This window comes from Nocardia mangyaensis (assembly GCF_001886715.1).
Lineage (GTDB): Bacteria > Actinomycetota > Actinomycetes > Mycobacteriales > Mycobacteriaceae > Nocardia > Nocardia mangyaensis.
This window is the reverse complement of record NZ_CP018082.1, coordinates 5,876,245-5,900,825: the sequence shown is the minus strand read 5'-3', so window position 1 is coordinate 5,900,825 and position 24,581 is coordinate 5,876,245. Positions and strand designations below refer to the sequence as shown.

Genomic DNA, 24,581 nt, shown 5'->3' with positions numbered 1-24,581 from the left:
GTAGAGTCGGCCACCTCTGTCACCTCGCGCGGCTTCCTGATTCGATCCCCTGTCGCTCGAGGTGGTTGCCGTGGATGTACCTGCGGTGACTCAGTTTCGGTGGATGCGCTGGGAAGAGCTTGTGTCCATAGCTCGCGGATGTGGGCGTAGCCTTCGCGAAGATGCAGGACCACGGCCTGTGGTCGGCCGTGCACTGTTCGATCTGGTATGGCCGCAGGTCGACGCATCCGCTGCCGAGCCGGTTGAACGACCAACTCGGACCGAAATGGTATGCGGCAGCTGTTGGTTCGTTGTCTCAACCGACCGGCGTCCTCGCGGGGCACCTTCGCGGGAGCGGGGCACCGTGACATCATTGTGGCCGCGATATTGACGGCACTCGTTCCGGCCAGGAGTTCCGCGGTGCACCAGGCAACCTCCAGGTAGTTCTAATCACAACTCCGATCAGCCCACCTGGACGGCTGATTGGGCTCGACGTCGCGCCGAACGGTTGTACCTGCGAGCGGACGGTCTCGGTGTGCGGCTGAGGCTGCGGCGTAGCCGGAAATCAGCAGGATCGTGAACCAGGTGTAGGAGTTGCCGAGGAACTGTTGGGGCACCGTCCATGCGAGTTCGCGATCAGCACTGCCGGGGACCAGAGCAAACGGCGCCAGGTAGAACAGCGCTGCTGTAAAGGTCGCCGCGCACAGCCACGAGATCGCGGCTGTGCGGTTTCGCTCCCAGCGATCGACCGCGTATCCGCCCATCAGCACGATCGCGGGGGCCACCCATACCCAGTGGTGCGACCATGAGGTCGGGGACGCCAGCAGCGCGAACGCGGCAATGAGTAGCATGCTGAGCGCGGCGCCCGAGCGGCGAATCACGAACCAGACCGTGCCGAGCAGCGTGAGCGTCAGTCCGGCCCAAGCTATCGTCTGCGTCGGCTCGCCGAGATCGTATCTGGCGATGCTGGCCTCGAGTGTCTGATTGGTCAGGTATGGCGTTCCGCTCATCCAGGACATCAGCTCGAAACCATTGAACCAGTAGGTCATTGACGCTTCCCAGTCGATAAGAAAGCCGACCGCGCCCGCCGTGAGGCCCGTCGCTGCGGCAACTGCCGCCGATCGGTAGTCCCTACGGGCCAGGAAGAAGAGAATGAACGCTACGGGGGTTAGCTTGATTGCGGCGGCTATACCCAGGGCCATTCCGCGCGGCCATGGCGTTCGGCGAGCCAAGCAGTCGACCGCGACCAGGCCCATGAGCAAGAGATTAACCTGTCCGAAATGGAATGTCTGGCGCAGTGGTTCGAGCAGTAGCGCAGGGGCAGACGCGGCCCCTGCGATGGTCAGTGCGACCGGGACGGACAGCTGTGGCGCGATGGCGCGCAGCACAACGTAGAGCGTGGCCACCAGGCAGGCGAGATTGAGTAAGAAGAGAGTCAGCACCGCCGCTGACCACGGCAGCACTGCCAGCGGGCTCAGTATGAGCACGGCGAACGGCGGATACAGGAACGGAAGGTGGACTCCGGCGCTGGTCGGCGGCAACGTGCCGTAAATGTCTTGGCCAGACCACCACGCCTCGACACCGAACCGGTACACCTCGAGGTCTTCATGTTGGACCCCGAGCAGATCTGACGACCAGCCGAGCAGAATCACCGACACCAGTGCACCGAACACGGCAACGGTCTGGGCGACGTCATGACGCGGGCGAGTCACCACACAGCGAAACCCATTCCGGACCCGACGCGGAGTGAAATCGATAGCCATCCGCACGAGTTGTGATGAGTGGGCTCGAGCGTCAACCGTACGAGGCTCCGGTCGAACCCTGCCGGATGCCCTGGGGTGGTGGGTGAACGGCATCTATTACCTGACGATCTGGCGAACATCGACAGCGGCCTGGGTATTGTGTTGCTCAGCAGTCGAGGTGGCGAGTTGCGCGCTCGGATTTCGGGCGAACTCTAGGAAGCGCGAGGGCTGGCCGACGTAAGTCAGGTGGAGTTCGTGCATTGCTCTCGTACACGCGATATAGAGCATGCTTCTGTCCATCTCGTTGGCGTAGTTCGAGTCATCAGCCCTCGGGACAATGACCATGTCGAACTCCAAGCCCTTGGCGATGTGCGCCGAGGTGATGACGATGCCGGCCGCGAAAGTGGTGCTGTCGTAGCCGAGCAGACTCAACTCGACCCTGGCCGCGGTCAGCGTTTGGTGCAGCCGTTGCGCCTGGTCGATGGTCTTACAGACGATGCCGAGGGATCGGTGATCGCTGTGATGGTATTGCTCGATCAGAGTCAACAGTTGTGACTGATGGTCCTGCGGAGTCTCGCACGAGATGATCTGCGGCGGGCGGCCGTGGCGCTCGATCGGGACGAGTTTGTCGTTGCGGGAGATATGTTGGGCGAAGTCGGTGATTTCGGTGGTGGAGCGGTAGCTCTTGCACAGCTCGAGGCAGTCGGCGTCGGGGAATATGGCCTGAATCGTCGACAGTGACGAGGAGCTGAACGGGTTCACCGATTGGTTGGCATCGCCCAGGATCGTCATCTTGCAGGAGAACAGTGCACGCAGTACGGCGTACTGGATGGGGGTATAGTCCTGCATCTCGTCGACCAGCAGATGGCGGATGTGACCGTAGTGTTCCCGGCGCTCGGTGGTGACGATGGTGTAGACCAGCGGAAAGACATCGGCGTGCTCGACCTTCTTGCGGCCCAATGGTTTGTACAGGGCGCGACGGTCAGGATCGGCGTAATACGCCTTGTACAGGGCGAAGGCGTCGCGATAGGGGAACATGGCGCGGACCTGCTTGCGAACACCGGTCGTGTCGGCACTGGTCCACTTGCCGCCGCGGTCGACCACTTCGTTCTTCAGTCGGGCGACTGCGATGTCGGCCAGCCGGTCGAGGCGGGCGAAGATCGGTAGGTTCGGCAGTTCGTCGAAGGACTCGGCGACCCATTCGGCGGGCACGCGGGTGTGCTTCTGTGCGATCTCGGCGGGGGCGAACTCCTCTGCGCGAGAACGGATCCAGGCGTCGAGTTCGACCACGAATTCAGGTGTGGCCTTGTAGCGCATGCGGGTCGTTGTGGCCTCGTCGACGCCGTCGAGCAGGGCGATGACCTGTTCGCTGAAGCTTTCGTATCCGGTGATCGTGGCGAGGAACTTGTCGGCGATCTTGTCGAAGCCGATCTCGGCGACCTGCTCCTCGCCGAGTTCGGGTAGCACGTTGGCGATGTAGTCGCCGAAGACCTTGTTGGGGGACAGGATCATGACGTTGTCCGAGGTCAGGGTGTCCCGGAAACGGTAGAGCAGGAACGCGACCCGGTGCAGCGCGATCGAGGTCTTCCCTGATCCCGCCACACCCTGAAGGATCAGAACGTGGGCAGTTTCGTTGCGAATCACCGCGTTCTGTTCGCGCTGGATGGTCGCGACGATGTTCTGCATCTTCTTGTCGGCGGATCGGCTCAGCTCGCGCTGCAGAACATCGTCATCGATGTTCAGCGCACTGTCGAGCATGTACTCCAAGCGTCCATCGGTGATCTTGTACTGGCGTTTGCCGACGATCTGTCCGCGCACGATGCCACCAGGGGACTCGAAAGATGCTGCTCCCGACTCGAAATCGTAGAACAGACTCGAGACCGGGGCCCGCCAGTCATGGATCCTGATTTCCTGGGTCCCAGGATCGAAGAAGGTGTGCACGCCGATGTAGTAGAGCTGGGGACTCGCTTCGCCGCTGGTCTGAAAGTCGACGCGACCGAAGTACGGAGTCTTCAGCAGTCGCTTGACTCGTTCCCTGGTCAGCACGGCGCGCTCGCCGAGTTTGACCGACAGATCCACCGCGGTGCGGAAGTCGGCCTTCTCTGCGAAGTCCATGTTCCGGCGGTTTTCCCACAGGAACTCCTTGCGTTCCTGAATGTCCTTGGCGGACTTGTCGATCGAGCCGCCGAGTTGCTCGAGCTCCTTGGTCAGCAGTTGGATCGTCTCGGCAAGATGCAGGTGTTCTTGCTGTTCATCGGTCACTTGCACAGTGGTCATCGTCATCTCCGAGTCCGAAAAGGGGCAGATCAGTCACCGATAGGGAGATCGGGAAGATGGCTCCACAGGTCGCGCACATGGCTGAACGTGTGGGCGGGTAAGGCCTCCAGTACGTCGAGGATTTCGCCGGGTACGTCCTCCTGGATAGCGGCGGTGAGGATCTGCTGTCGGGTCCGTGGCTCCGCGAAGAGGTGGCCGATCGCGTCGATGATCGTCATTCGCGTGATGGTGTTCGCGTGGTATGCATTAGTCACCCCGCAACTCTACCCTCACGTGAGGGTATGTTTGTAGTGGTATCGGCTACTTCCAGGAGCTGCACGGTCATCCTGTGCGGTTTGCCCGACTTCAGCGGGGGCTCGTCCTCCGCCGCCGGGCGCGGTTGTGGTTTGGCCAGCGCCGTGACGAGAACGAGGGCGATGGCGAGCAACACGTAGATGTTGCCGACCACGTGTTGCCATGGCGTCCAGTTCATCTCCTGGTCGCTGCCACCCGGAACTAGGTTGTGCGGTCCGATCGCGAACACGATCGTCGCCACGACGGCGGCGGCGAGCCACCACTGCCCGGCGCGAGTCCGTAAAGTCGCGAGACCGGCGATGGTCAGTAGTGCGACCGGAAACCACACCCAGTGATGCGACCACGAGATCGGCGAGATGAGCAGCGCGAGAATCGCATTGCACGACAGTGCCAACGTGGGAATCGTCGCGCTCGCCCGCATGGCGACCACGGTCAGCACCAGCAACGCCGCGGCGGCGCCCACCCACACGAGCGTGAACACGGGCTCCGGGACCGAGAACCGGGCCAGTATCGCCTGGATCGACTGATTGGTGTGGTACGGCGAGCCGCTGAGCCCTGAGACATCGCCGAGCCCGCCGAACCAGTACGTCATCGACTCACGCGGCAGGACCGCGAAGCCGATGGCGGTGGCGACAGCGCCGGTCACCGCGGCGGTCGCGGCTGCGCGGTAGTCCTTGCGGATCAGGAAGTACAGCACGAATGCCGCGGGAGTCAGTTTGATGGCCGCGGCAAGGCCTACCAGCATTCCGCGCCGCCATTTCGGCTTGGTTGTCAGGCAATCCGCGGCGACAAGGCCCATCAGGATGAGGTTGATCTGACCGAAATCCAAAGTCGCGGCGACAGGTTCGAGGAGTAGCAGCAGGGGAGTCACGGTGGCGGCGATCCACATTGCCTTGTCGCGCTGGTGCGCCCACATGCGGCGGGCGGCGAGATACACGGCGGCGGCCAGTGCTCCGGTGGAGATGGCGAACAGCACGAACGCGGCCACGCTCCATGGCAGAAGTGCCAAGGGTGCGAGCACGATCGCCGCGAACGGTGGGTAGATGAACGGCAGGCTTATCCCGGCAGAGGTGGCCGGAAGCGAGGTGTACAGCCCCGAACCCTCACGCAGCGACTCGATTCCGATGCGGTAGACCTCGAGGTCCAGGAAGCCGCCGTTGATACCGGCGAAGGACCAGTTGGGCACCAGCAGACATGTCGCGACTGCGATCGAAAGGATCGGGGCAATCCAGAGCGTGCGGGAGATATCTGCGGTGTCGGGACGGCGCTCGGTGTCATGTCGGCTCATGGAATGCGGAACAGATAGTTGCGTGCGGTGGGGCTCACGTGTGAGCACCGTTGCCACTGGTCACCGCGCCATCGGTACATCGCGTACCCGTGAGAAGCCATCAGGTCGACCACATCGGCGGCGCGGTGACCATATTTGGCAAGGTGGCGTTCTTCGATCTCGAGCATCCATAGAGGTCGGTGTCGTGTGAGGACGGCGTGCGCTCCGCACAACATCGCGTACTCGGCGCCTTCGATATCGACCTTGATGACATCGATCCGATTCACACCGAATTCCTCGGTCAGCTCATCGAGGGTTGTTGTCGTCAAGTCGATGAGGCGATCTCGGTCGAACTCGCTGTTCGGGCCGTGGTGTGCTGCTCCATGCAGCATGAACGCACGACCGAAGACGGGCATGCTGTTTCGGTACGGCACCGAGAGTTGCGTATCGACGCCCGAGGCACTGGATACGGCTGCCCCGATCGGCTGCAGTGACGGGGCCCGCAGGACGGTCGCCAGACGATGTAGTCGTTTCGTCAACCTCGGGTTCGCTTCGATGGCCAATGTTCGACCGTCTGGCCCGGCGGCTGCTGCGAAAAGTGTCGAGTACAGGCCGTAGCCTGCCCCGATGTCGATGCACACCGATCCGGGGGCGACGAGCCTGGCCAGTTGCGCGGCTTCTGTTTCGATGCACCAGGCGCGTGGGGACAGCCACGACAGCAGGCCCGCCGCCGCTGAAAGTCGCGTCGAACCCCGACGGGAGGGGTGGAATTGATCACTGGCCTCGGCGAGAGTGGTTGCGCTGGACTGTGCCCCCTGCGAACAGCTTGCGGTTGCACTGACCGAGTCCGGGCTCGCCTGTTCGGCCCGATCAACCGGCCCACCGCCACCCTGATAGTTGCCCACCATGCCTCCTCTTCGCTCCACCCTACTCATACGTAAGAGGAGAGTGATGTAAAGTGAAAGTAATGGAGTCCTATAGTGGGGTCAAATTTTGGGTGCGTTCGTGCGCAGGTCGGTCCCGGCGCGATGCCGGTCGGAGGCTCTGGTCGGATTCTACAGTGGCGTAAGGGTAGAGTTCTGAGCCAGAGCGTTTCAGGCTGTCCTGGCTGACTGCCTTCATACACAGAACCAGTGCCTGTCGAGTGGATTGGTTGTCATGGATCATCCTGTGAGCGCGGGCGCTACACAGCCTGCCGACTCTGCCGCGGCGAACAAATCGGCGGCGATGGATGTCGCAATCGTGTCGAGAGCGGTCTCCCGAACAGCGTTCGTACGCGGCGTGGTCAAGGCTGTTCGCCCGCGTCAGTGGATCAAGAATCTTCTCGTACTCGCCGCACCACTGGCCGCGGGATCAGCCACCGATGTCGACGTCCTCGCACACGTGGGTGTGGCCTTCATCGTCTTCTGCATGGCCGCCTCGGGCGTCTACCTGGTCAACGACGCCCTGGATGTGGAAGCCGACCGGGCGCATCCCGCCAAGCGGTTTCGTCCTATCGCGGCTGGCATCGTTCCGGCGAGCGTGGCGTACGGGCTCTCAGCACTTCTGTTCGCCGGTTCGATCATCGGCTCGCTGATCGCGAACGGGCAGCTGGCGGCAGTGATGGCGGTCTACATCGGTGTCCAGCTGGCCTACTGCTTGGGCCTCAAGCATCAGCCGGTACTCGATATCTGTGTGGTGTCCTCGGGCTTTCTGCTGCGCGCCGTGGCGGGTGGCGCGGCTGCCTCCATCCCGATGTCGAAATGGTTCCTGCTGATCATGGCCTTCGGGTCGCTGTTCATGGCAGCGGGTAAACGCTATGCCGAGTTGCAGATTGCGCTCGAAACAGGCGCCATGATTCGCAAGTCCCTCGATTACTACACTCCCACCTACCTGCGGTTCGTGTGGACCGTCGCGGCCGCGGCCGTCGTGGTCTTCTACGGGTTGTGGGCGTTCGAACAAGATCAGGCTCGCGACTCGGTGTGGTTCGGGATCTCGATGATTCCGTTCACCTTGGCAATTCTGCGCTACGCGATCGACGCCGACGGTGGTGCGGCGGGGGAGCCAGAGGAGCTCGCGTTGGGGGACAGGGTGCTTCAGGTTCTCGCCCTCGCATGGATCGCAACGGTGGGAACAGCTGTCTAACTGGTCTGATGGCGATGCATGACTTTTGTCCCTTCATAGTGAACTGGGAGTTGCGATGAGCGCTCGATTCGAAGAACTGGGATGGCGGCAGACTTCGATGGGAGAGATCAGTCTGCGTCGCCGGTTCGATCCGACCGTGCGAGCCGATGTGTTCGAGGTCAAGCTCGACGACGAGTTCCTCATGTCGAGTTTGTTCACCGTCGCCGAGCGCGAGTTGGCGCGCCGGGGTCTTTCGCGAACGCCGGGCAGCGACCTGGACGTGGTCGTCGGCGGGCTCGGGTTGGGCTACACCGCGCGAGAGGTGTTGGAAGACAGTCGTATTCGGACATTGACCGTGATCGAATTCTCTGATGCCGTGATCGATTGGCATCGACGCGAACTCCTGCCCGACACCGCCGGGTTGGCTATCGAGCCCAAGGTGTCCCTGCGGTGCGCCGACTTCTTCGTCGCAGCCGCTGGTGCGGAGGGTTTCGATCCGCGCAGCCCTGGCCGGACCTTCGATGCGGTCCTACTCGATATCGACCACTCGCCGCGCCATGTGTTGCATCACCCACATGCCGCCTTCTATACCCGGAAAGGGTTGCAGCAGCTATCTGTTCATCTGAGGGCCGGTGGCACATTCGCGATGTGGTCGGACGAGGCGCCCGACCCGGATTTCGTCGCGATCCTGGCGGACGTCTTCACCGATGTGGCTGCTGAGCGGGTGTTTTTCGACAATCCACTGACTCGTGGCCAGGCATCGGCCACGATCTATCTCGCAACCAGAGCATGATATCACCCTCGCATTCTGCAATAGGACGTCGACGGTGTCGCAGTAAGCCGCTCCGTTGCACATCTGCCTGACCGTAGCGAGACCAATTCAGGCTCAATCGGATTCCGTTCGCTGATGCCGAGCGGTGGAGCGCGTGCGGCTGGGGTCGATAACATCGGCCAGCGGTGGCGCCCAGCGTCGGGCGAGCACGGCGATCGATAGGCCGATCACGGTGCCGCCCGCCGAAGCTCGGACACCGACACCCCGGCCCTGAGGCTGAGGCGTCGGTGGATGTAGACGCGGGTTTGTCAGTGCGATCCGGCCAGGTGCCCACTCAGTCGCCCGTGGCGTTCCTCGGAGGCTTCGTTGAGGCCGATGATTTCGACGTTCTTGCCCTTGGATTCGTACTTGGTGGTGATCGCGTCCAGGGTCGCGACGGTGGAGGCATCCCAGATGTGGGCGTCGGACATGTCGATGATGACGTTGTGCGGGTCGTCGACGTAGTCGAACTGGTAGATCAGGTCGTTGCTCGAGGCGAAGAACAGCTCGCCGCGGACCTTGTAGACCCTTGTGTCGATGTTGCCGTCGTGGTCGATGTCGGCTTCGTGCACCTTGATCACTTCGGTGAAGTGGGCGACGCGGTGTGCGAAGGCGATCATGGCGGTGAGGACGCCGGCGATCACGCCGTAGGCGAGGTTGTGGCTGGCCACGGTTATCACGACGGTGACGAGCATGACGATCGTTTCGCTCTTGGGCATGCGTCGCAACGTCTTCGGGGTGATCGAATGCCAGTCCATGGTGCTGACCGAGACCATGATCATCACCGCGACCAGTGCGGCCATCGGGATCAGCGCGACGACATCGCCGAGGCCGACCACGAGGACCAGCAAGAACACGCCCGCCATGAACGTCGAGATCCGGGTGCGTGCACCGGAGCTCTTCACGTTGATCATGGTCTGGCCGATCATCGCGCAACCACCCATGCCACCGAAGAAGCCGGTCACCACGTTCGCCACACCCTGACCCCAGCCCTCACGGGTCTTGTCGGAATGGCTGTCGGTGATGTCATCGACCAACTTGGCGGTCATCAGCGACTCCATCAGTCCGACCAGGGCCATAGCCAGCGCGTAGGGCGCGATGATGCCCAGGGTCGTGAGGTTCAGCGGCACATCAGGGAGGAACAGCGACGGCAGGCTCGATGGCAGTTCGCCCTCGTCGCCTACGTCGGGCACGTTGAGCGAGAAGACAATCGCGGCACCGGTCAGGAACACGATCGCTACCAGCGGCGCGGGCACGACCGACGTCAGCTTCGGCAGCAGCACCATGATGAGCAGACCGAGTGCGACCATCGGGTACACCAGCCACGGCACCCCGAGCAGGTGCGGGATCTGCGCGGTGAAGATCAAGATGGCCAGCGCGTTGACGAACCCGACCATCACGCTGCGCGGGATGAACCGCATCAGCTTCGCCACCCCAACGACGCTGAGGGTGACCTGGATCAGGCCTGCCAGAATCACCGTCGCGATGAAATAGTCCAGCCCGTAGTCTCTCGCGACCGGTGCGATGACCAGAGCGATCGCGCCCGTCGAGGCCGAGATCATGGCTCGGCGTCCGCCGGTGAACGCGATCGTCACCGCCATCACGAACGAGGCGAACAACCCCACTCGAGGATCCACTCCGGCGATGATGGAGAACGAGATCGCCTCCGGGATCAACGCCAGCGCCACCACCAAACCGGCCACGACTTCGATCCGCAACCGTTTGGGGCTGCGTAGCGCTGCGAGCACCGAGCCCGGGGCATCATCTGGTCGATGTGTCATCGACACCATCGGCACTCCATTCCATATATGCGGCGCGCGGGCGCCACCGAGCGAGCGCAGTGCTCACCGGTAAGAGAGTTCATGAGAGGCCGAGCGGGACTCTCGAGACGGATCGAGACCGAAGTCGCTCCGGCGACATTGCCGGTAGGCGTCGAGATCAGCAATCACTCGGCGATCGCAACCCTACCCTCCGGTGAGGGGAGGGTTGCAAGGCGTGGAGGTGAACCGTGTTCCATCTCTCATTCGCGCGATGTTGTGTATTACCGGTCTCGACGGCGCGGCCAGGTGTGTTATTGCGGAGGCTCGGAAGTGAGACCTCCGACACGAACCCCACGAGGGGATTGTGAAGCTACTCGTACGGGAGGGTATATTCATCCCGCTGAGTGTTAGCTGAAGTTCGTCACACGGCAGCGTGGCCGGTGATGTCCAGCATCGTCGCGCTTGCGTCGTCGCCGACCGCTCGCATCACCGATTCCACCGCGCCGGTCCGTGACCGCATGGCCACCTGCGCGACCGACCGAATGGAGCTCGCCGATGGGGACAGCTGTGTCCACCGCCAAGGAAACCGACGGGTCGGTGATGGCCGCGCTGCGGAGTCCGAAGCGGTTGCGCATCGAGATTCTGGCCGGCCTGGTGGTCGCGCTCGCGTTGATCCCGGAGGCGATCTCGTTCTCGATCATCGCCGGTGTCGACCCGAGAGTTGGCTTGTTCGCGTCGTTCACGATGGCGGTGACGATCTCGATCGTCGGTGGTCGCCGCGCGATGATCTCCGCGGCGACCGGTGCGATCGCGCTGGTCATCGCCCCGGTCGCCAAGCAGTACGGGCTCGACTATCTGATCGCCACGGTGATCCTGGCGGGCGTGCTGCAGATCGTGCTCAGCGTGATCGGCGTGGCGCGGCTCATGCGATTCATCCCGCGCAGTGTGATGGTCGGGTTCGTCAACGCGTTGGCGATCTTGATCTTCGCCGCGCAGATCCCGCATCTGCTCGGGGTGCCGTGGCTGGTCTATCCGATGGTCGCGCTCGGTATCGCGATCATGGTGTTGCTGCCCAAGCTGTCCAATGTGGTGCCCGCTCCGCTGGTCGCCATCGTGCTACTGACCGCCGCGACCATCGTGTTCTCGCTCAATGTTCCCAACGTCGGCGACGAGGGTGACCTTCCGTCGAGCCTGCCGAGTTGGCTGATCCCGGATGTTCCGTTCACTTTCGAGACGTTGGGCATCATCGCCCCCTACGCGCTGGCGATGGCACTGGTCGGCCTGCTCGAATCCTTGATGACCGCCAAGCTCGTCGATGACATCACCGATACTCATTCCGACAAGACCCGCGAGGGCTGGGGTCAGGGTGTGGCGAACGTGGTGACCGGGTTCTTCGGCGGTATGGGTGGTTGCGCGATGATCGGCCAGACCATGATCAACGTGAAGGAATCCGGTGCACGCACCCGCATCTCGACGTTCCTGGCCGGTGTGTTCTTGCTGATCCTGGTCGTGGGTCTCGGTGACATCGTCGCGCTGATCCCGATGGCGGCGCTGGTCGCGGTGATGATCATGGTCTCAGTGGGCACGATGGATTGGCACTCGCTTGCGCCGAAGACGTTGCGCCGTATGCCGATCGCTGAGACCACCGTCATGCTGGTCACCGTCGTCATCACCGTTGTCAGCCACAACCTCGCTTATGGCGTGATCGCGGGTGTCCTCACTGCGATGGTCGCTTTCGCGCACCGCGTCGCTCACTTCACCGAAGTCGAGAAGATCGGCGACGCCGACACCGACCACGATGGAGATTTCGACACCCGGGTGTACAAGGTGCACGGCGAGCTGTTCTTCGCCTCCAGCAACGACCTGATCTACCAGTTCGACTACGTCGACGACCCGCGCAATGTCGTCATCGACATGTCCGACGCCCACATCTGGGATGCCTCCACCGTCGCGACGTTGGACGCGATCACCACCAAGTACGAGTCCAAGGGCAAGAACGTTGAGATCGTCGGCCTCAACGAAGCCTCCGAACAGCGCCACGGACGGCTCAGCGGGCACCTGGCGGGCGGGCACTGACATGGCCGACGCCCTTGACCGCGCGCATCTGCAAATCGGCCAGGTTGCCGAACGAACCGAGCTGTCGATCAAGACGATTCGGCACTATGACGAGGTTGGTTTGGTGACTCCGTCGGCGCGCAGCGCGGGCGGGTTCCGCCTCTACACCGAAGCCGACGTCGAGCGTCTGCTGGTGATTCGCCGGATGAAGCCGCTCGGTTTCACCTTGGAGCAGATGCGTGAGTTGCTCGAAGCGCTGGATATCCTCGATGATTCGGCCAGTAGCGCCGAGCTCCGCGCGCACGCGAGTTCGGTAGTGCGCGAATGCAACACGGCCGCGACCATGAGCTGTGCGAAGCTGCGTCGCCAAGTTGACTACGCCGAGGAGTTCACCGCGTTTCTCATCGCACGAGACCCGGCGGAAACCCAGGCTTGATCGTCTGAATTCGAGGCCGGTGCCGGAACCTTCCAGCACCGGCCTTCGAACACGATCACCTCGATACCCACCGCGCTGCTCGGCCCGCCCGGTATCCACCGATCGAGCCCGTGATGCCAATACCGAGCAATCCGATAAGGGTCGCGGATGACGCCGGCCAGACCGGCAATCGACACCGACAGCTCTGCCGATGTATAGGTGACGCTCACACGAGCCCGGACGGTGATATCGGAGACCACGGGGGCGCCGATCGGTGCGAACAATCGCACCAGCCCATCGAATTCAGCGAACTCCACCGCCATCGGACGACTCACCAGCCGGTGGTCGCGGTCGATGGTCGTCAACATCATGGTGTCCAGCGGCGCGAGCGCTGCGTGCAGCTTCGCCACGTCGGACCTCACCATTGCGCCGCCTCCTCAATCATCTCCTTCACTCTACCCTTGCGTAAGGGTAGTGTAAGGTGTGGATCGCGTTCCGCCCCGCGGCACCGGCCACGTGCCGCGGGGCCGACCGCCACCAAGCACCTTCCGATACGAGGAGTGCCGATGGCCAGGACGGCCCCCAGTCAGACCGTTGGTTTCGACGAGCCATCAGTGCTCGCAGAAGCGCAACGCCGCCGAACGTTCGCGGTGATCAGTCACCCCGACGCCGGAAAGTCGACGCTGACCGAAGCGCTGGCCCTCCATGCCCGGGTGATTTCCGAAGCGGGTGCGATCCACGGTAAGGCAGGCCGACGGTCCACGGTGTCGGACTGGATGACGATGGAGAAGGAACGCGGCATCTCGATCACCTCCACCGCCCTGCAATTCGGATACCGCGCACCCGACGGCACCGACTGCGTGATCAACCTGCTCGACACCCCCGGCCACGCCGACTTCTCCGAGGACACCTACCGGGTGCTGTCCGCGGTGGACTGTGCAGTGATGCTGATCGACGCCGCCAAGGGTCTGGAACCGCAGACGCTCAAGCTTTTCCAAGTATGTCGGCACCGGCGCATTCCGATCATCACGGTCATCAACAAATGGGACCGGCCCGGGCGCGACGCGCTGGAACTGCTCGACGAGATCGAGCAGCGGATCGGTCTGCGCCCCACGCCGCTGACCTGGCCGGTCGGTTATGCGGGTGCCTTTCACGGTGTATTAGACCGTCGCACAGGCGAGTTCATTCATTTCGTGCGGACCGCGGGCGGCGCCACCATCGCCCCGGAACGAGTCCTATCGGCCGGGGACGCCTTGACGATCGCCGATGCGCAGTGGACCACCGCCGTCGAGGAATGCGAGCTACTGGCCGCCGACGGTGCGGACTACGACCGCGACACCTTCCTCGGCTGCACCACCACGCCGGTGCTGTTCACCGCGGCCGTTCTCAATTTCGGAGTGAGCCAATTGCTGGACGTGCTCGTGCATTATGCCCCCGCCCCCGCCGCGCAACTCGATATCGACGGCGAGCCTCGGCGACTCGATGATCCGTTCAGCGCGTTCGTCTTCAAGGTGCAAGCGGGGATGGATACCTCCCATCGCGATCGACTCGCCTATGCCCGTGTCTGCTCGGGGGCGTTCGAGCGTGGCGACGTCGTCGTGCACGCCGCGACCGGCAAGCCATTCACCACCAAATACGCGCAGTCAGTGTTCGGTCAGCAACGAACCACCATGGACGTCGCCTACCCCGGTGATGTCATCGGCCTGGTCAACGCGACCGCGCTACGCGTCGGTGACACTCTGTATCGCGAAGTTCCGGTGCATTATCCGCCGATCCCGAGTTTTGCCCCTGAACACTTCGCGGTGGCTCGTGCCGCGGACGCGGGCAAGCACAAGCAGTTCCGGCGCGGCATCACCCAGCTCGAACAAGAAGGCGTGATCCAGGTGCTGCGCTCGGACCTGCGCGGCGAACAGGCTCCCGTCCTCGCCGCAGTCGGGCCGATGCAATTCGAAGTCTTCGCCCACCGCATGGCCACGGAACTGAACACCCCGGTCGAACTCGAGCCCCTCAAATACACCATCGCCCGGCGCACCAGGCCACAGGACGTCGCTGAGCTGCAGGCGCAGCGGTCGGTGGAAGTGCTCACGCGGACCGATGGGGCCCTACTGGCCCTGTTTGCCGACCGATGGCGCCTGGCCGCCATCGAAAAAGAACATCCCGACCTCGTCCTGGAACCCCTGGTCGCGGCCGCCTGACCCTACTGTCGCGAAGGAGACATCTCTGTGCCCGAAGTAGATCCCGCCATGCCCGTGGCCGAACGGTTCCCATCCCTGCACGCCTACAACCTGGCCTATCCCCACGCGCCGCTTCCGGAGAATCGGCGAGCCCGCGAGCAGATGCGTGGCTTCGACGCCGCTGGTCTCGGTCTAGAAGACGATCTCCTGTCCTCCGGTGCCTTGCTGACAGTCGAGTTCCTGCCCGGCGGAGCCCCCGGGACAGGGGACCTCGATCGAATCGGCACCGTTGTCGCTACTCGGTGGGGGCAGGGACCGGTCTATGTGCTGGCGGAGAGTGTCTCGCTGCGCTCAGCCTGGAAAGCCAGTGTCGAGCAGTGGCCGACGACGCTGTCTGCCGCGCTGAGCGTGATGGCCGGGTTGCGCCGCTACACCAGCACGTTGCCATCCTGATCACACCGGGGGAGGCGACAGATGATCTTTGCCGGGCGGGGCAACCCCCAGAGGCTACAGTGAAAGCCTTGCCGACAGTGAAAACTGTGTACGGCCCCGCCAGGGGCCGTTGCGGGCGAACGGCCCGAAGTATGGAGGTCGAACATGCATGACGAGCAGAGCGGGCACCTGCAGATCGGTGAGGTCGCCACACGCACCGATCTATCTATTCGTACTGTGCGCCATTACCACGACGTAGGCCTGGTGACTCCGTCGGAGCGATCGGCGGGCGGCTTCCGGCTCTATACCGAGGCCGATGTACAACGCCTGCTGGTGATTCGCCGGATGAAGCCGCTGGGCTTCACGCTCGCGGAGATGAAGGAACTCCTGGAAGCTCTCGACGTGCTGGAGGATCCGACCTCCAGTGCGAAGACACGCCGAGAGGCCGGCGCGACCCTCGATGTGCTGCGGGGCAAGGCGGAGTCGAGCTGCGAGAATCTCCGCCGCCAGCTCGGCTACGCCGAGGAACTCACCGACCTGTTGACCACCCGCCTCGACGCCGAAGCACCCTCGGCGACTCGCTGAGGCGCTTTCAGGGGCGGCCGCTGTACCAGCGGCTGTCCGCCAACGCCGAGCACACGCCAGACAACGTCGTAGGCCACTGCGCCCTGATCGTCTGCCAGGCGGCGCGCAACGAAATGTCTTTCGCGAGAACGTAGACCGCGCCCTGTCCGGGCAATGTCGCGACGACGACACCGGTCCGGTCGGTCTCGTCCACTCCGGGAGCGCCGCCGGGCAGGAAGTCGATCCGCACCATCGAACCGGAATCGACCAGGTCGTCGCGCACACCCGTACCGCCCGCGTCGAATCGGCGTTGCAGCACCAGCTGGGCGGGATCGGGCAACACGGCCGCCCGGTAGACGCGGTTGTACGCCGCCGGTGATCCGAAGTGCTGCAGGACTGAGCGATCGGTGAAGTGGGTCATGGGTTTCCGTTCAGCAGGTACGTCGATGACGGCAGTTCCTAGTGCTGCGATCCGCAGCCGATCATCACTCTACCGTTACGAAAGAGTAGAGTCATCTTTATAGGTGCGCTCTCCCTCGGAGGGTGGCGAAATGGTCGGCAGGATGGAGATAAGGCATTGGCAAAGGAAAATGTGCAGACGGTGCACGAAGTTCTGCGTGAACTCGACATCGTCATGATCACCACCATCGACGAACGCTTTCAGCTGGTGAGTCGCCCCATGGTCCTGCACGTCGGCGAGGACTTCGATGGCACCATCTTCCTTTTCGCACACCAGGATTCACGGGTCGTCGCCAACATCACGGCGCGGGCGTCGTCCTGGTCGAGGTCACCGTCTTCGAAGGCCGTTGCTGGAAGGTCACCGCTGATGCGGCCCAGAAGCAGCACCCGTCCGTCCCTGCCTGAGCTCGATGGCACCGCCGGTCGGTCAGTTCGGGTCGACAGGCTCGTGACGGCCCGAGGTCGGTGACTCCGGCGACGTTGCCGCGGTGAAGAGTTGATCGAGGTGGTAACACACCACCTCCTCGGCGCTGCTCGCGCTGTGCTGGCCGATGAGCACGCTCGTGCCGAGTCCGTGGGTGAGCATGACCAGCCGGGTCGCTTCGGCGGCCACCTCGATGCCCTCACCGAGTTCGCCTATGCGTTGCGCCTGGCCGAGTGCCTGAGCGATCCGCCCTTCGAGGCGGTCGATGTTCGCGACGAAAGGGTGTTGCGCGAGTTCGGGATCGGTCATGGCCAGGACCGCGTACGAGGTGCCGATCAGATGGAAGGCACGGCTGGGTGCGTCGGTGGGTAGGGCTTCGGCGCAGAATGCCTCGACGAGCGCGCGGGCCGGTGGGGGATCGGGCAGGCCCGCGAGTCGCTGTTGCCATCGGGTGTGGCTGAGTTGTTCGAGGTGGTTCAACGTACCGGTGAGCAGCTCGGCCTTGGTGGCGAAGTAGTACTGCACGAACCGTATCGAGGAACCGGATTCGGCTGCCACGGCGCGAATCGTCACCGCGTGTAGCCCGTCTCGGGCAGCGGCCCGGACGACTGCATCCGCGATTTCGGCCCGCCGTTGGGCGTGGTCCACGGTTCTTGGCACGGACATTCCCTCTCGACGGCACCACCATCTCGGTGATACACATGTATCGGATACAACTGTATCAATTTGGAGGTGGTTGTGCAGCGACCCGAGACAGGCGGGAGAACGACGGCCGTTCCGGCACGCGCGGTCGCGCTGCTATTTGTGGTGTGCGCGGCGCAATTCATGGTGGTGCTCGACGTCTCGGTGGTGAATGTGGCGTTGCCGTCGATGCGAACGTCACTGGGCTTCACCGACACCGGGCTCGGCTGGGTGGTCAACGCCTACGCGCTAGTATTCGCGGGCCTGCTGCTGGTCGGTGGTCGCCTGGCCGACCTCTATGGGCGCAAGCGCGTTTTCCTCGCCGGCCTGTTGCTGTTCACCCTCGCGAGCCTGGTCGGCGGGTTGGCCTCGACGCCGGGGTGGCTGATCGGTGCCCGCGCTGCCCAAGGGGTAGGCGCGGCGGTGCTGGCTCCGGCAACGCTGACGATTCTCACCACGAGCTTTGCCGAAGGTCCACGACGAACGAAGGCCCTCGCGGTCTGGACCGCAATCGGCCTGGCCGGCGGGACGGCAGGCAATCTCCTCGGTGGTGTGCTGACCGAGTTCTGGTCGTGGCGGGCCACCTTGCTGATCAACGTGCCCATCGGGGCGCTCGCGCTGGTGGCCGCGGTCTGCGTCATCGCCCCAGACTCGCCGATTCGGTTCCGGGTTCGCCTTGGTGTCCCCGGCGCTGTGTTGGTGACGTGCGGGCTCGCTGCGATCGCGTACGGCTTCGGGGAGGCCGCGGCACAGGGCTGGTCGGCACCGATGACCCTATCGGCACTCGCGGCAGGGGCGGCGCTATTGACACTGTTTGTGATCGTCGAGGCGCGATGGGCGCGGCTACCATTGATTCCGTTGTCGTTGCTGCGGATTCGATCGGTGGCGGTCGGCAATCTCGCGATGCTGTTGGCTGGGGCGTGCCTGAATCCGATGTGGTTCTTTCTGACGTTGTCGATGCAGAACGTCCTGGGCTATACCGCGATGCAGACCGGGCTCGCGTTCCTGCCGCACACGCTCGTCGCCATCGCCGTTGGCACCCAGGTGACCCCGTGGTTGATGGGCCGGGTCGAGGCCCGGGTGCTCATCACCGGCGGTGCGCTACTGGCCGCGGCAGGATTTGTGTGGCAAGCCCAGCTCGACGGCGACAGCACCTACGTGACCGGAATCCTTGGCCCCGCGATCGTTTTCAGCGTCGGCGCGGGACTGCTGAACACTCCGCTCACCGCCGCCGCTAACGCGGGAGTACCTGTCGCGGACGCCGGTGCGGCGTCTGGGCTGATGAACATGACCAAACAAATCGGGGCAGCCCTCGGCCTGGCGGCGCTGCTCACCACAGCCATGGGTGCCGACCACGGATACGGTCAAGCCTTTTGTCTGATCGCAGTCGCCATGGTCGCGGTCGCGGCGATCGTGGCGGCGCTGCCCGCTCAGCGCGACTAGGAGTGAACGGTGCCGCGCCCGCCGCAGTCGGACGATCACGAGGTCGACCGGGGCGTGAGAGCATCGGCGTCGGCGACCGTGATGTGCGCGGTGGTCAGGGTGAGAGCGCCGGGCAGAGCAGCGAAGGCTTCTTCGACGCGGGCGATGAGCGAAGCGCGGGCACCGGCGCCGCGGCGGGCGGAGTGCCGTTCGGCACGGACCCAGTTCTTGGCCGCGCAGCGCCAGGCGGCAAGTGCTAATTCCGGCAGCAGCCGGATGGTGACGTCGGCGCGTCCGTCGGCGCCGGTGCGGGATTCGAGGGCATCGACCAAGCGTTCGTGAGCGGCGAGAGAGAGCGCGTTGCTGTGGTGGCGCAGCGCGGTGTGGTGGGCGATCAGTCGGCGGGTGGCCAGGAACCGGCGTTCCCAGTCGGCATCGCGGCCCTCGATCGCGGCGATCATCGTCGACTGCAACGTCGCCAGAATCGTGGTGTCGGCCTCGTTGGTGTGGGTGGTGAAGGTGTCGAGGTAGGCGTCCCACAGCTCGGCTTCCGCAGCGAGTGCCACGTCTTCTTTGGAAGCGTAGTAGCGGAAGAACGTGCGCTTGGAGATCTCGGCCTTGGCCACGATCCGATCGAGGGTGACCAGGTCGAACCCGTCGTCGGTGAACAAGCGCAGCGCGATCTCGCCCAGCTGCTGGTGGGTGCGTTGCTTCTTGCGTTCGCGCAGCGAAATCACCTGCACGACATCATCGCCGGTTCGTTCGCTCACGGATTCACCTTAACCAATCGCTGGCCTGCCCTTCCCGTCAAAAGGCCCCTGGATGTAATTTTACACTCAGTGACATTTTCTGAGTGGGTGGTGTGATGCGGCGGCGAGCGGAACTGATAGTCATGCTGGGGGCCTCGACGCTGGGGGTGATGGCCGGTGCGATCGTGATGCCGGTCCTCGAAGTCATGCGTGGCGATCTCGGTGTCAGTGGAACGTCGTCGGGATTCATCATCACCGCGCACGGGTTCGCGATCGCGGTGGTCAGTCCGCTGGTCGGGCGCGCGATCGATCGGTGGGGAGTGCGGGTGCCGCTGGCCGCAGGGCTGATTCTCTACGGGCTGGCTGGTGGTGCGGGCTTGGTGATCACCTCGTTTCCGCTGCTGATCGCCAGCCGATTGCTGCTGGGAGTCGGTGCGGCCACAGTTTTCAGTGGCACGACCGTCGCGATGCTCTCGATGGCCACCGGCACTCGCCGCGACCAGCTCATGGGCTGGCGCACCACCGCGACGACCGCCGGGGGGCTGATCTGGCCGCTGCTGGCCGGAATCCTGGGCGGGATCAGTTGGCATGCGACCTTCGCGATCTACCTCGTCGGAATTCCGCTGGGGATCGCGAGCATGCTGGTCATTCCGAAACAACCTGCCGCACAAGAAGATCGAGTGGCCGCGACAACTGGTTCGGCGTTGGATCTGGTGCGCCGATACCCGGGGCTCCTGGCCTGGTACGGGCTGATGATCACCACCGGGTTGATGATGTACAGCCTGGCGGTATTCCTACCGCAACGCTTGGCGCAGCTAGGAATCGCGGCACCGGTCTTCGTGTCCCTGTTCATGGTCGTGCAGGCGATCGCCGCGATCGCGGTAGGTCTCGGATACGCCCGCATCCGCGCACGCTTCGGACTCGTGTCGCTGCTGCGCGTCACCGCCTGCTGCTGGATCGCGGCGTTCACCGTGCTCGGCCTAGTGGCGCATCCGGTGCCGGTGTTCGTCGCGTCGGCACTGTTCGGGCTCGGCAACGGGTTGATGCTGCCGGTGATCACCGTGCTCATCGGCGATACCCCACCCGAGTCTCGGCGTGGGCAGGCCACCTCACTGTCGGGCACCGCCATGTTCGCCGGGCAGTTCGGGTCGCCGCTGGTGTTCGGACCGCTCATGGCCGCCACCTCGATCACCACGGGGTATCTGCTCGCGGCAGCGATCGCGGGAGTGATTCTCGTCGGCTTGCTCGCGCTTCGAGTCGACGACCCTAGAGGGTCGGTCCTCTCGCCGTCAGTGGCCGAGGATGATGGCGAGGTACGCGCGATGACCTAGTTGTCTCGGGGCGTGAGCACGCATTTTAGATGGATGGCTGGGTGGGTTGCGGATATGTGCCCGCCCCCTTCTCGGTTCACGACTGGCCCACCCCGGCACATCGCCTGGCACTCCTGGCTGAGCAACCGACTGCCCTTGCGGTTTTGGCGCGAAGCCTCGTTGGGTAGTTCCTGGGCTCGACCGGCAAGCGCCGGATGCCGACTCTGGCGCGGGTGCGCCGCACCAATCGCGAACACCATATTTGACAGGCCCGCGCTGGCGGGGCATCTCCGACGAGTTCACGTCTGGCGAGTGGGAGACGCCGCTCTCCCAGCGGACCGTATTGAGATTTCGCTGACCAGGGAAAACTCCGGTCGCAGGTTCGTGACCCAGGAATCGAACCTGCAATACCTCACCTGGTCTTTTGCGTCCAGCAGTTGCCTCGCGCGGGAGCGTGCTGACCTGGAAAACGTGTTGACCTGCTGAAATATGGTGTCGCAGGTTGGTGCCCTCGGCAGGACACGCAAAACATGGGCAACCGAAAAACGCCTGGTCATTGCAGGTTCATATTCGATCTGATACTGACGCACCGCCGGTGTGGATCGGTCCCGTACCCGTCTTCGATGTACCCACGGCGGGGCACATCGAAGACGGTACGCGCAACCTCGGGATCTGCTCTGGGCGACTGGCGATTTGAAGGAAGCGGAACTCAGCCGGACACGCAGTGCACAGCCGTGCGCGTTGACGGTGTCGCCATGTCCGCTTGCGCGACGGTAGGCGATACCGTCAGAGGGCTCAGGTCAGGACATTGGGGATCGGGCTCGGCTCTTGGGGTGGGTCGGGGTCGCGCCCGTAGCGGCCTGGCCCTCCGGCTAGGGCCAGCCCACGCGACACATCATCAGCGATGTCGGGTCATATGGTCCGTCGTGGCGGCCGACAGGTGAGCCTGCGCGTGTGTTTGACGCAAGGCGCGTGGAGTGCCCGTACTCCTGGCCGATTCCACTCGCTGCCCACGGCTGTCAGCGTATGCCCGTGCGACCAGAACGCCTTTGCGATCAAGCTGGGTCATCTTGCACCTGTCGAACCGGTTCGTAGACGAGCGCTTCGAGACGGGTAAGCAGTCCGTCGTAGTCGTCGACGAGAGTGTGGGGCTCCTCGTGGAGTTCGAAGTCAGCGCGGACGCGTCGCACGGCATCGCGGACCGTTTCGGCCTCGGGGCTGGTGTCGATGAGTTGGGCGAGAATGGTGTCGAGGAACTCCTCGACGGCGCGGCGCGTGACCGCCTTTGGGTTGTCCTTTATGAAGTTCTTCCGAAGCCGGTTGAGGATCTTGCTGGTCCGATCGCGGTTGTTCTTGCGCATAGCGTCGCGCTGGGCCTTGTCGAGACGGCGGAACAGAACCGCGAAGTTGTCGAGCGTGCGGGTTCGCAGTTCGTCAGAGGCGTCATGTTCGACGACGTCGAGGATGGCCCGCGCGAATCCGACCTTGTCGAGCCGAAGCGGCCGTTCAGCGTGCGGACTGGCGGCTTTGGCGGCAGCCTCTGCGGCCCTGAAGAGTTTCTGTCCCGGATCGGGCTCGATACTGGTCAGGCTCACCGCCAGCGCTGCGGCGTCGTGTGCGGAGAGGACTTCCGCAGCGAACCGCTTGATAGCTAGTACGGCCACTTCGGCGGGGATGAGGTCTTCGGTCTCCTGCAAGGTGTCTGTGGACAGGGTGAGTGTGGCCGCGTTCAGGTCACCAACGCCAATCACGAACTCGTCATCGATGAGGCGGCGATCGCGGTAACCCTTCTTGAGTTCGGCTGCGATGTCCTGGCCCTCCTTGTCACTGTCAAGGAGGACGACGATGGCTGGGGTATCTACGTCCCGGCCACGGGCCAGGTAGACCATGTACGGGATGTGCTCGGCGGACCCGGCTGGGACGAGGCTAAGGGTGTTGAGGTCTAGGGTGTCGTCCTTGCTGCCGAGGCGGCGTGCGAGCGAGCTTAGACCGGCAAGGAGCACCTGGTCGGCCTGTCCTTCGAGCATGAGGTTGCAGTTGCCGATGAAGGTCGTCTCGGCGACGAAAGCGCCAAATGCGGACCGGAGCGGCTCGTAGTGGTTGCGTGCAGCGTTGCTGACGATCCGGGTGCCCTCGTCAGCGTCGCCCTTCTCCAGCACCCTGATCCGCTCGCCGTGGTTCTTGTCGATCAGGAAGGGAGAGTGGGTCACGTAGACGACCTGCACGGGTGCCTTGTCGGGGTCGGCGGGGGCGGCGAGGTCGCTGAAGATGGCGAGGAGGTCCTGCTGTCCGAGCATCGACAGGTAGGCGTCCGGTTCGTCCATTAGCAGGATCTCCTGGCCCCCGGTGGGCTTGTGCGAGAGGTACTGCACGAAATAGGAGAGGAAGTAGCTCATACCGCCGCTGCGCTCGCTGAACGAGTAGTCGCTGCCGGTGCGGTCACGCACTGTGAACACTAGGTCGAAGTCGCGCAGGGTCAGGTAGAGCGAGAAGTCGCTGTCCTGTGACCACCATTTGGGGAAGTTCAGGGCGTTGGCGAGCCGCTCATTCATCTTGTCGACCAGCCCGTTCGCGTACCCCTCGGATGTCTTGACGGCTTCGCGGAGTTCTTCGAAGGCGGACTTGTCGATGCCTGCCACCCCGAGGAGCAGCTTCTCGGCCAGATCGAGGCGTGAGAGGAGGAACACGTCGTCGCGGCCCGACTCGTAAGTGGGGTAAACGCCGGTGAGGGAGTCCGCGGCCTTAGTGACGGTTTCCTTGGAGGTGAACCAGTCGGGATTGTCTATGAGCGACTCGACGAACCCCAGGAGGCGGGAGCGAGGCCGCAGCGTCTTGGAGGACTTGGGGGCGATCAGATAGTCGATGGGCACGCTGTCCGGGAGGGGGACCTTGGCGTCAATCTCGAAGAACGTGGGCAGGGTGATTTTTTCCAGAGCCTTGGCGTTGACGGACTTCTCGACCCAGTCGCCGTCCGCGCCGGTCACGTAGATGATCGTGCGCTTGTTGAAACGAAAGAGCCAGAACGCTTTGACCTCGGCGTCGGCGTCCAAGCCGGTCAGTGCTCGGATCGTTTGGGCGTCGTCGTCGCCGAGGTCGCCGAACTCGGCACCGAACTCGGGGACGGCCATCTCCTTGCCGACGGAGAAGAATGCGGAGTAGCGGCAGAAGTCACGGCGCTCGATGGCACTGCCGGTGAGTAGGCACTTGATCGCAGCGAGCAATTGGCTCTTGCCGGACTCGTTCGCTCCGACCACCGTCGTGATCTGCTTCTCCATCGGGATGCGAACGAACGGGTAGAACAGGCCACCTTCGAGGACATCCCACGGATCCGGAACCGCATTGGTAGCGCTCTTTCGCAGGTAGTCATAGTTGAACGACTTGTAGAACCTCACGTAGAGGGTCTTCAGCAGCATGGGGCCCCGTTCGTTGTGTGCATGCACAGATTCGCGGTGCGCACGGTCAGCACCGAGGTTAGGGTGTGCCTCCGACATTCCGAAGCAAGTTGTGGCGATGAAGCGGGTCAGAGCGGAGTCCGCGCCTTGACTGACGGCTGCACCGACGCCCACCATCCGGTGGGCTGCGGGATCGACTAATAACCGACGAAACAACCCGGGCACTACTCCCGGGCGGTCGCGTTATCGGGAACCGGTCATCCTGGCTCCG

Annotated in this window: 22 protein-coding genes; 10 read left to right on the top strand and 12 right to left on the bottom strand. The window is 63.7% G+C overall.

Translation table 11 applies throughout. The annotated features are described in order from the left end of the window. Window positions 1–425 precede the first annotated feature (425 nt). The 5 genes from BOX37_RS26885 to BOX37_RS26865 form a co-directional block, all read right to left on the bottom strand. Window positions 426–1,742 (bottom strand): glycosyltransferase family 87 protein, encoded by a 1,317-nt coding sequence (locus tag BOX37_RS26885; RefSeq protein WP_167659993.1) that lies wholly within the window; start codon window positions 1,740–1,742, stop codon window positions 426–428. A gap of 96 nt (window positions 1,743–1,838) precedes the next feature. Next, the gene (locus tag BOX37_RS26880; RefSeq protein ID WP_071931915.1) at window positions 1,839–3,998 is read right to left on the bottom strand and encodes a HelD family protein; all 2,160 of its coding nucleotides are present in this window, start codon (window positions 3,996–3,998) and stop codon (window positions 1,839–1,841) included. 29 nt (window positions 3,999–4,027) lie between these two features. Then, complete coding sequence (locus BOX37_RS26875; protein WP_071930068.1) at window positions 4,028–4,216, bottom strand: DUF2795 domain-containing protein; 189 nt, start codon at window positions 4,214–4,216, stop codon at window positions 4,028–4,030. A gap of 32 nt (window positions 4,217–4,248) precedes the next feature. Next, window positions 4,249–5,580: a glycosyltransferase 87 family protein gene (locus BOX37_RS26870; RefSeq protein WP_084760163.1), complete on the bottom strand. Its 1,332-nt coding sequence runs from the start codon at window positions 5,578–5,580 to the stop codon at window positions 4,249–4,251. Then, window positions 5,577–6,467 carry an FkbM family methyltransferase gene (locus BOX37_RS26865; RefSeq protein ID WP_167659992.1) on the bottom strand — a complete coding sequence of 297 codons (891 nt, stop codon included), beginning with the start codon at window positions 6,465–6,467 and terminating at the stop codon, window positions 5,577–5,579. The genes BOX37_RS26870 and BOX37_RS26865 overlap by 4 nt, the downstream gene beginning before the upstream one ends. 319 nt (window positions 6,468–6,786) lie before the next feature. Between BOX37_RS26865 and BOX37_RS26860 the strand changes: the two genes are divergently transcribed. After that, window positions 6,787–7,683: a decaprenyl-phosphate phosphoribosyltransferase gene (locus tag BOX37_RS26860; RefSeq protein WP_071930066.1), complete on the top strand. Its 897-nt coding sequence runs from the start codon at window positions 6,787–6,789 to the stop codon at window positions 7,681–7,683. Window positions 7,684–7,864: 181 nt separating this feature from the next. Further along, window positions 7,865–8,455 carry a polyamine aminopropyltransferase gene (locus BOX37_RS26855; RefSeq protein WP_240505463.1) on the top strand — a complete coding sequence of 197 codons (591 nt, stop codon included), beginning with the start codon at window positions 7,865–7,867 and terminating at the stop codon, window positions 8,453–8,455. Window positions 8,456–8,742: 287 nt separating this feature from the next. On the opposite strand, the gene BOX37_RS26850 is transcribed toward BOX37_RS26855, so the two are convergent. Beyond that, window positions 8,743–10,263, bottom strand: coding sequence for a SulP family inorganic anion transporter (locus BOX37_RS26850; protein ID WP_071931913.1), 1,521 nt, complete (start codon window positions 10,261–10,263; stop codon window positions 8,743–8,745). A gap of 525 nt (window positions 10,264–10,788) precedes the next feature. Between BOX37_RS26850 and BOX37_RS26845 the strand changes: the two genes are divergently transcribed. Both BOX37_RS26845 and BOX37_RS26840 read left to right on the top strand, forming a co-directional pair. After that, the gene (locus BOX37_RS26845; RefSeq protein WP_071930064.1) at window positions 10,789–12,309 is read left to right on the top strand and encodes a SulP family inorganic anion transporter; all 1,521 of its coding nucleotides are present in this window, start codon (window positions 10,789–10,791) and stop codon (window positions 12,307–12,309) included. Between the two features lies 1 nt (window position 12,310). After that, on the top strand, window positions 12,311–12,724 hold the full coding sequence (locus tag BOX37_RS26840; protein ID WP_071930063.1) for a MerR family transcriptional regulator: 414 nt from the start codon (window positions 12,311–12,313) through the stop codon (window positions 12,722–12,724). Here BOX37_RS26840 and BOX37_RS26835 read toward each other — a convergent pair. Continuing rightward, entirely contained in the window at window positions 12,664–13,128 is a 465-nt protein-coding gene (locus tag BOX37_RS26835; RefSeq protein WP_084760158.1) for a pyridoxamine 5'-phosphate oxidase family protein, read from the bottom strand. The two genes, BOX37_RS26840 and BOX37_RS26835, sit on opposite strands and share 61 nt — an antisense overlap. A gap of 141 nt (window positions 13,129–13,269) precedes the next feature. Between BOX37_RS26835 and BOX37_RS26830 the strand changes: the two genes are divergently transcribed. The 3 genes from BOX37_RS26830 to BOX37_RS26820 all read left to right on the top strand — a co-directional run bounded on the left by BOX37_RS26830 (window position 13,270) and on the right by BOX37_RS26820 (window position 15,894). Continuing rightward, on the top strand, window positions 13,270–14,898 hold the full coding sequence (locus BOX37_RS26830) for a peptide chain release factor 3 (RefSeq protein ID WP_071930061.1): 1,629 nt from the start codon (window positions 13,270–13,272) through the stop codon (window positions 14,896–14,898). Window positions 14,899–14,925: 27 nt separating this feature from the next. Continuing rightward, window positions 14,926–15,330: a hypothetical protein gene (locus BOX37_RS26825; protein WP_206045718.1), complete on the top strand. Its 405-nt coding sequence runs from the start codon at window positions 14,926–14,928 to the stop codon at window positions 15,328–15,330. A 144-nt stretch (window positions 15,331–15,474) separates the two neighbouring features. Continuing rightward, window positions 15,475–15,894, top strand: a complete 420-nt coding sequence (locus tag BOX37_RS26820; protein WP_071930059.1) for a MerR family transcriptional regulator — start codon at window positions 15,475–15,477, stop codon at window positions 15,892–15,894. A 7-nt stretch (window positions 15,895–15,901) separates the two neighbouring features. Here BOX37_RS26820 and BOX37_RS26815 read toward each other — a convergent pair whose 3' ends face one another. Both BOX37_RS26815 and BOX37_RS35565 read right to left on the bottom strand, forming a co-directional pair. Further along, window positions 15,902–16,294 (bottom strand): hypothetical protein, encoded by a 393-nt coding sequence (locus BOX37_RS26815; RefSeq protein WP_071930058.1) that lies wholly within the window; start codon window positions 16,292–16,294, stop codon window positions 15,902–15,904. Between the two features lie 75 nt (window positions 16,295–16,369). Beyond that, window positions 16,370–16,606, bottom strand: coding sequence for a hypothetical protein (locus BOX37_RS35565; protein ID WP_240505059.1), 237 nt, complete (start codon window positions 16,604–16,606; stop codon window positions 16,370–16,372). Here BOX37_RS35565 and BOX37_RS36285 point away from each other — a divergent pair. After that, entirely contained in the window at window positions 16,508–16,801 is a 294-nt protein-coding gene (locus BOX37_RS36285) for a pyridoxamine 5'-phosphate oxidase family protein (RefSeq protein ID WP_420811640.1), read from the top strand. The two genes, BOX37_RS35565 and BOX37_RS36285, sit on opposite strands and share 99 nt — an antisense overlap. Here the strand turns inward: BOX37_RS36285 and BOX37_RS26805 are convergent. Further along, window positions 16,760–17,422 (bottom strand): TetR/AcrR family transcriptional regulator, encoded by a 663-nt coding sequence (locus BOX37_RS26805; protein WP_276207220.1) that lies wholly within the window; start codon window positions 17,420–17,422, stop codon window positions 16,760–16,762. The two genes, BOX37_RS36285 and BOX37_RS26805, sit on opposite strands and share 42 nt — an antisense overlap. A 66-nt stretch (window positions 17,423–17,488) precedes the next feature. Between BOX37_RS26805 and BOX37_RS26800 the strand changes: the two genes are divergently transcribed. Continuing rightward, window positions 17,489–18,880, top strand: coding sequence for an MFS transporter (locus BOX37_RS26800; protein ID WP_240505057.1), 1,392 nt, complete (start codon window positions 17,489–17,491; stop codon window positions 18,878–18,880). Window positions 18,881–18,915: 35 nt separating this feature from the next. On the opposite strand, the gene BOX37_RS26795 is transcribed toward BOX37_RS26800, so the two are convergent. Continuing rightward, on the bottom strand, window positions 18,916–19,629 hold the full coding sequence (locus BOX37_RS26795; RefSeq protein ID WP_071930056.1) for a TetR family transcriptional regulator: 714 nt from the start codon (window positions 19,627–19,629) through the stop codon (window positions 18,916–18,918). A 95-nt stretch (window positions 19,630–19,724) separates the two neighbouring features. On the opposite strand from BOX37_RS26795, the gene BOX37_RS26790 reads away from it, so the two are divergent. After that, window positions 19,725–20,939, top strand: coding sequence for an MFS transporter (locus BOX37_RS26790; protein ID WP_084761034.1), 1,215 nt, complete (start codon window positions 19,725–19,727; stop codon window positions 20,937–20,939). 1,034 nt (window positions 20,940–21,973) lie between these two features. On the opposite strand, the gene BOX37_RS26785 is transcribed toward BOX37_RS26790, so the two are convergent. Further along, window positions 21,974–24,331 (bottom strand): AAA family ATPase, encoded by a 2,358-nt coding sequence (locus tag BOX37_RS26785; RefSeq protein ID WP_071930054.1) that lies wholly within the window; start codon window positions 24,329–24,331, stop codon window positions 21,974–21,976. Between the last annotated feature and the right edge of the window lie 250 nt (window positions 24,332–24,581).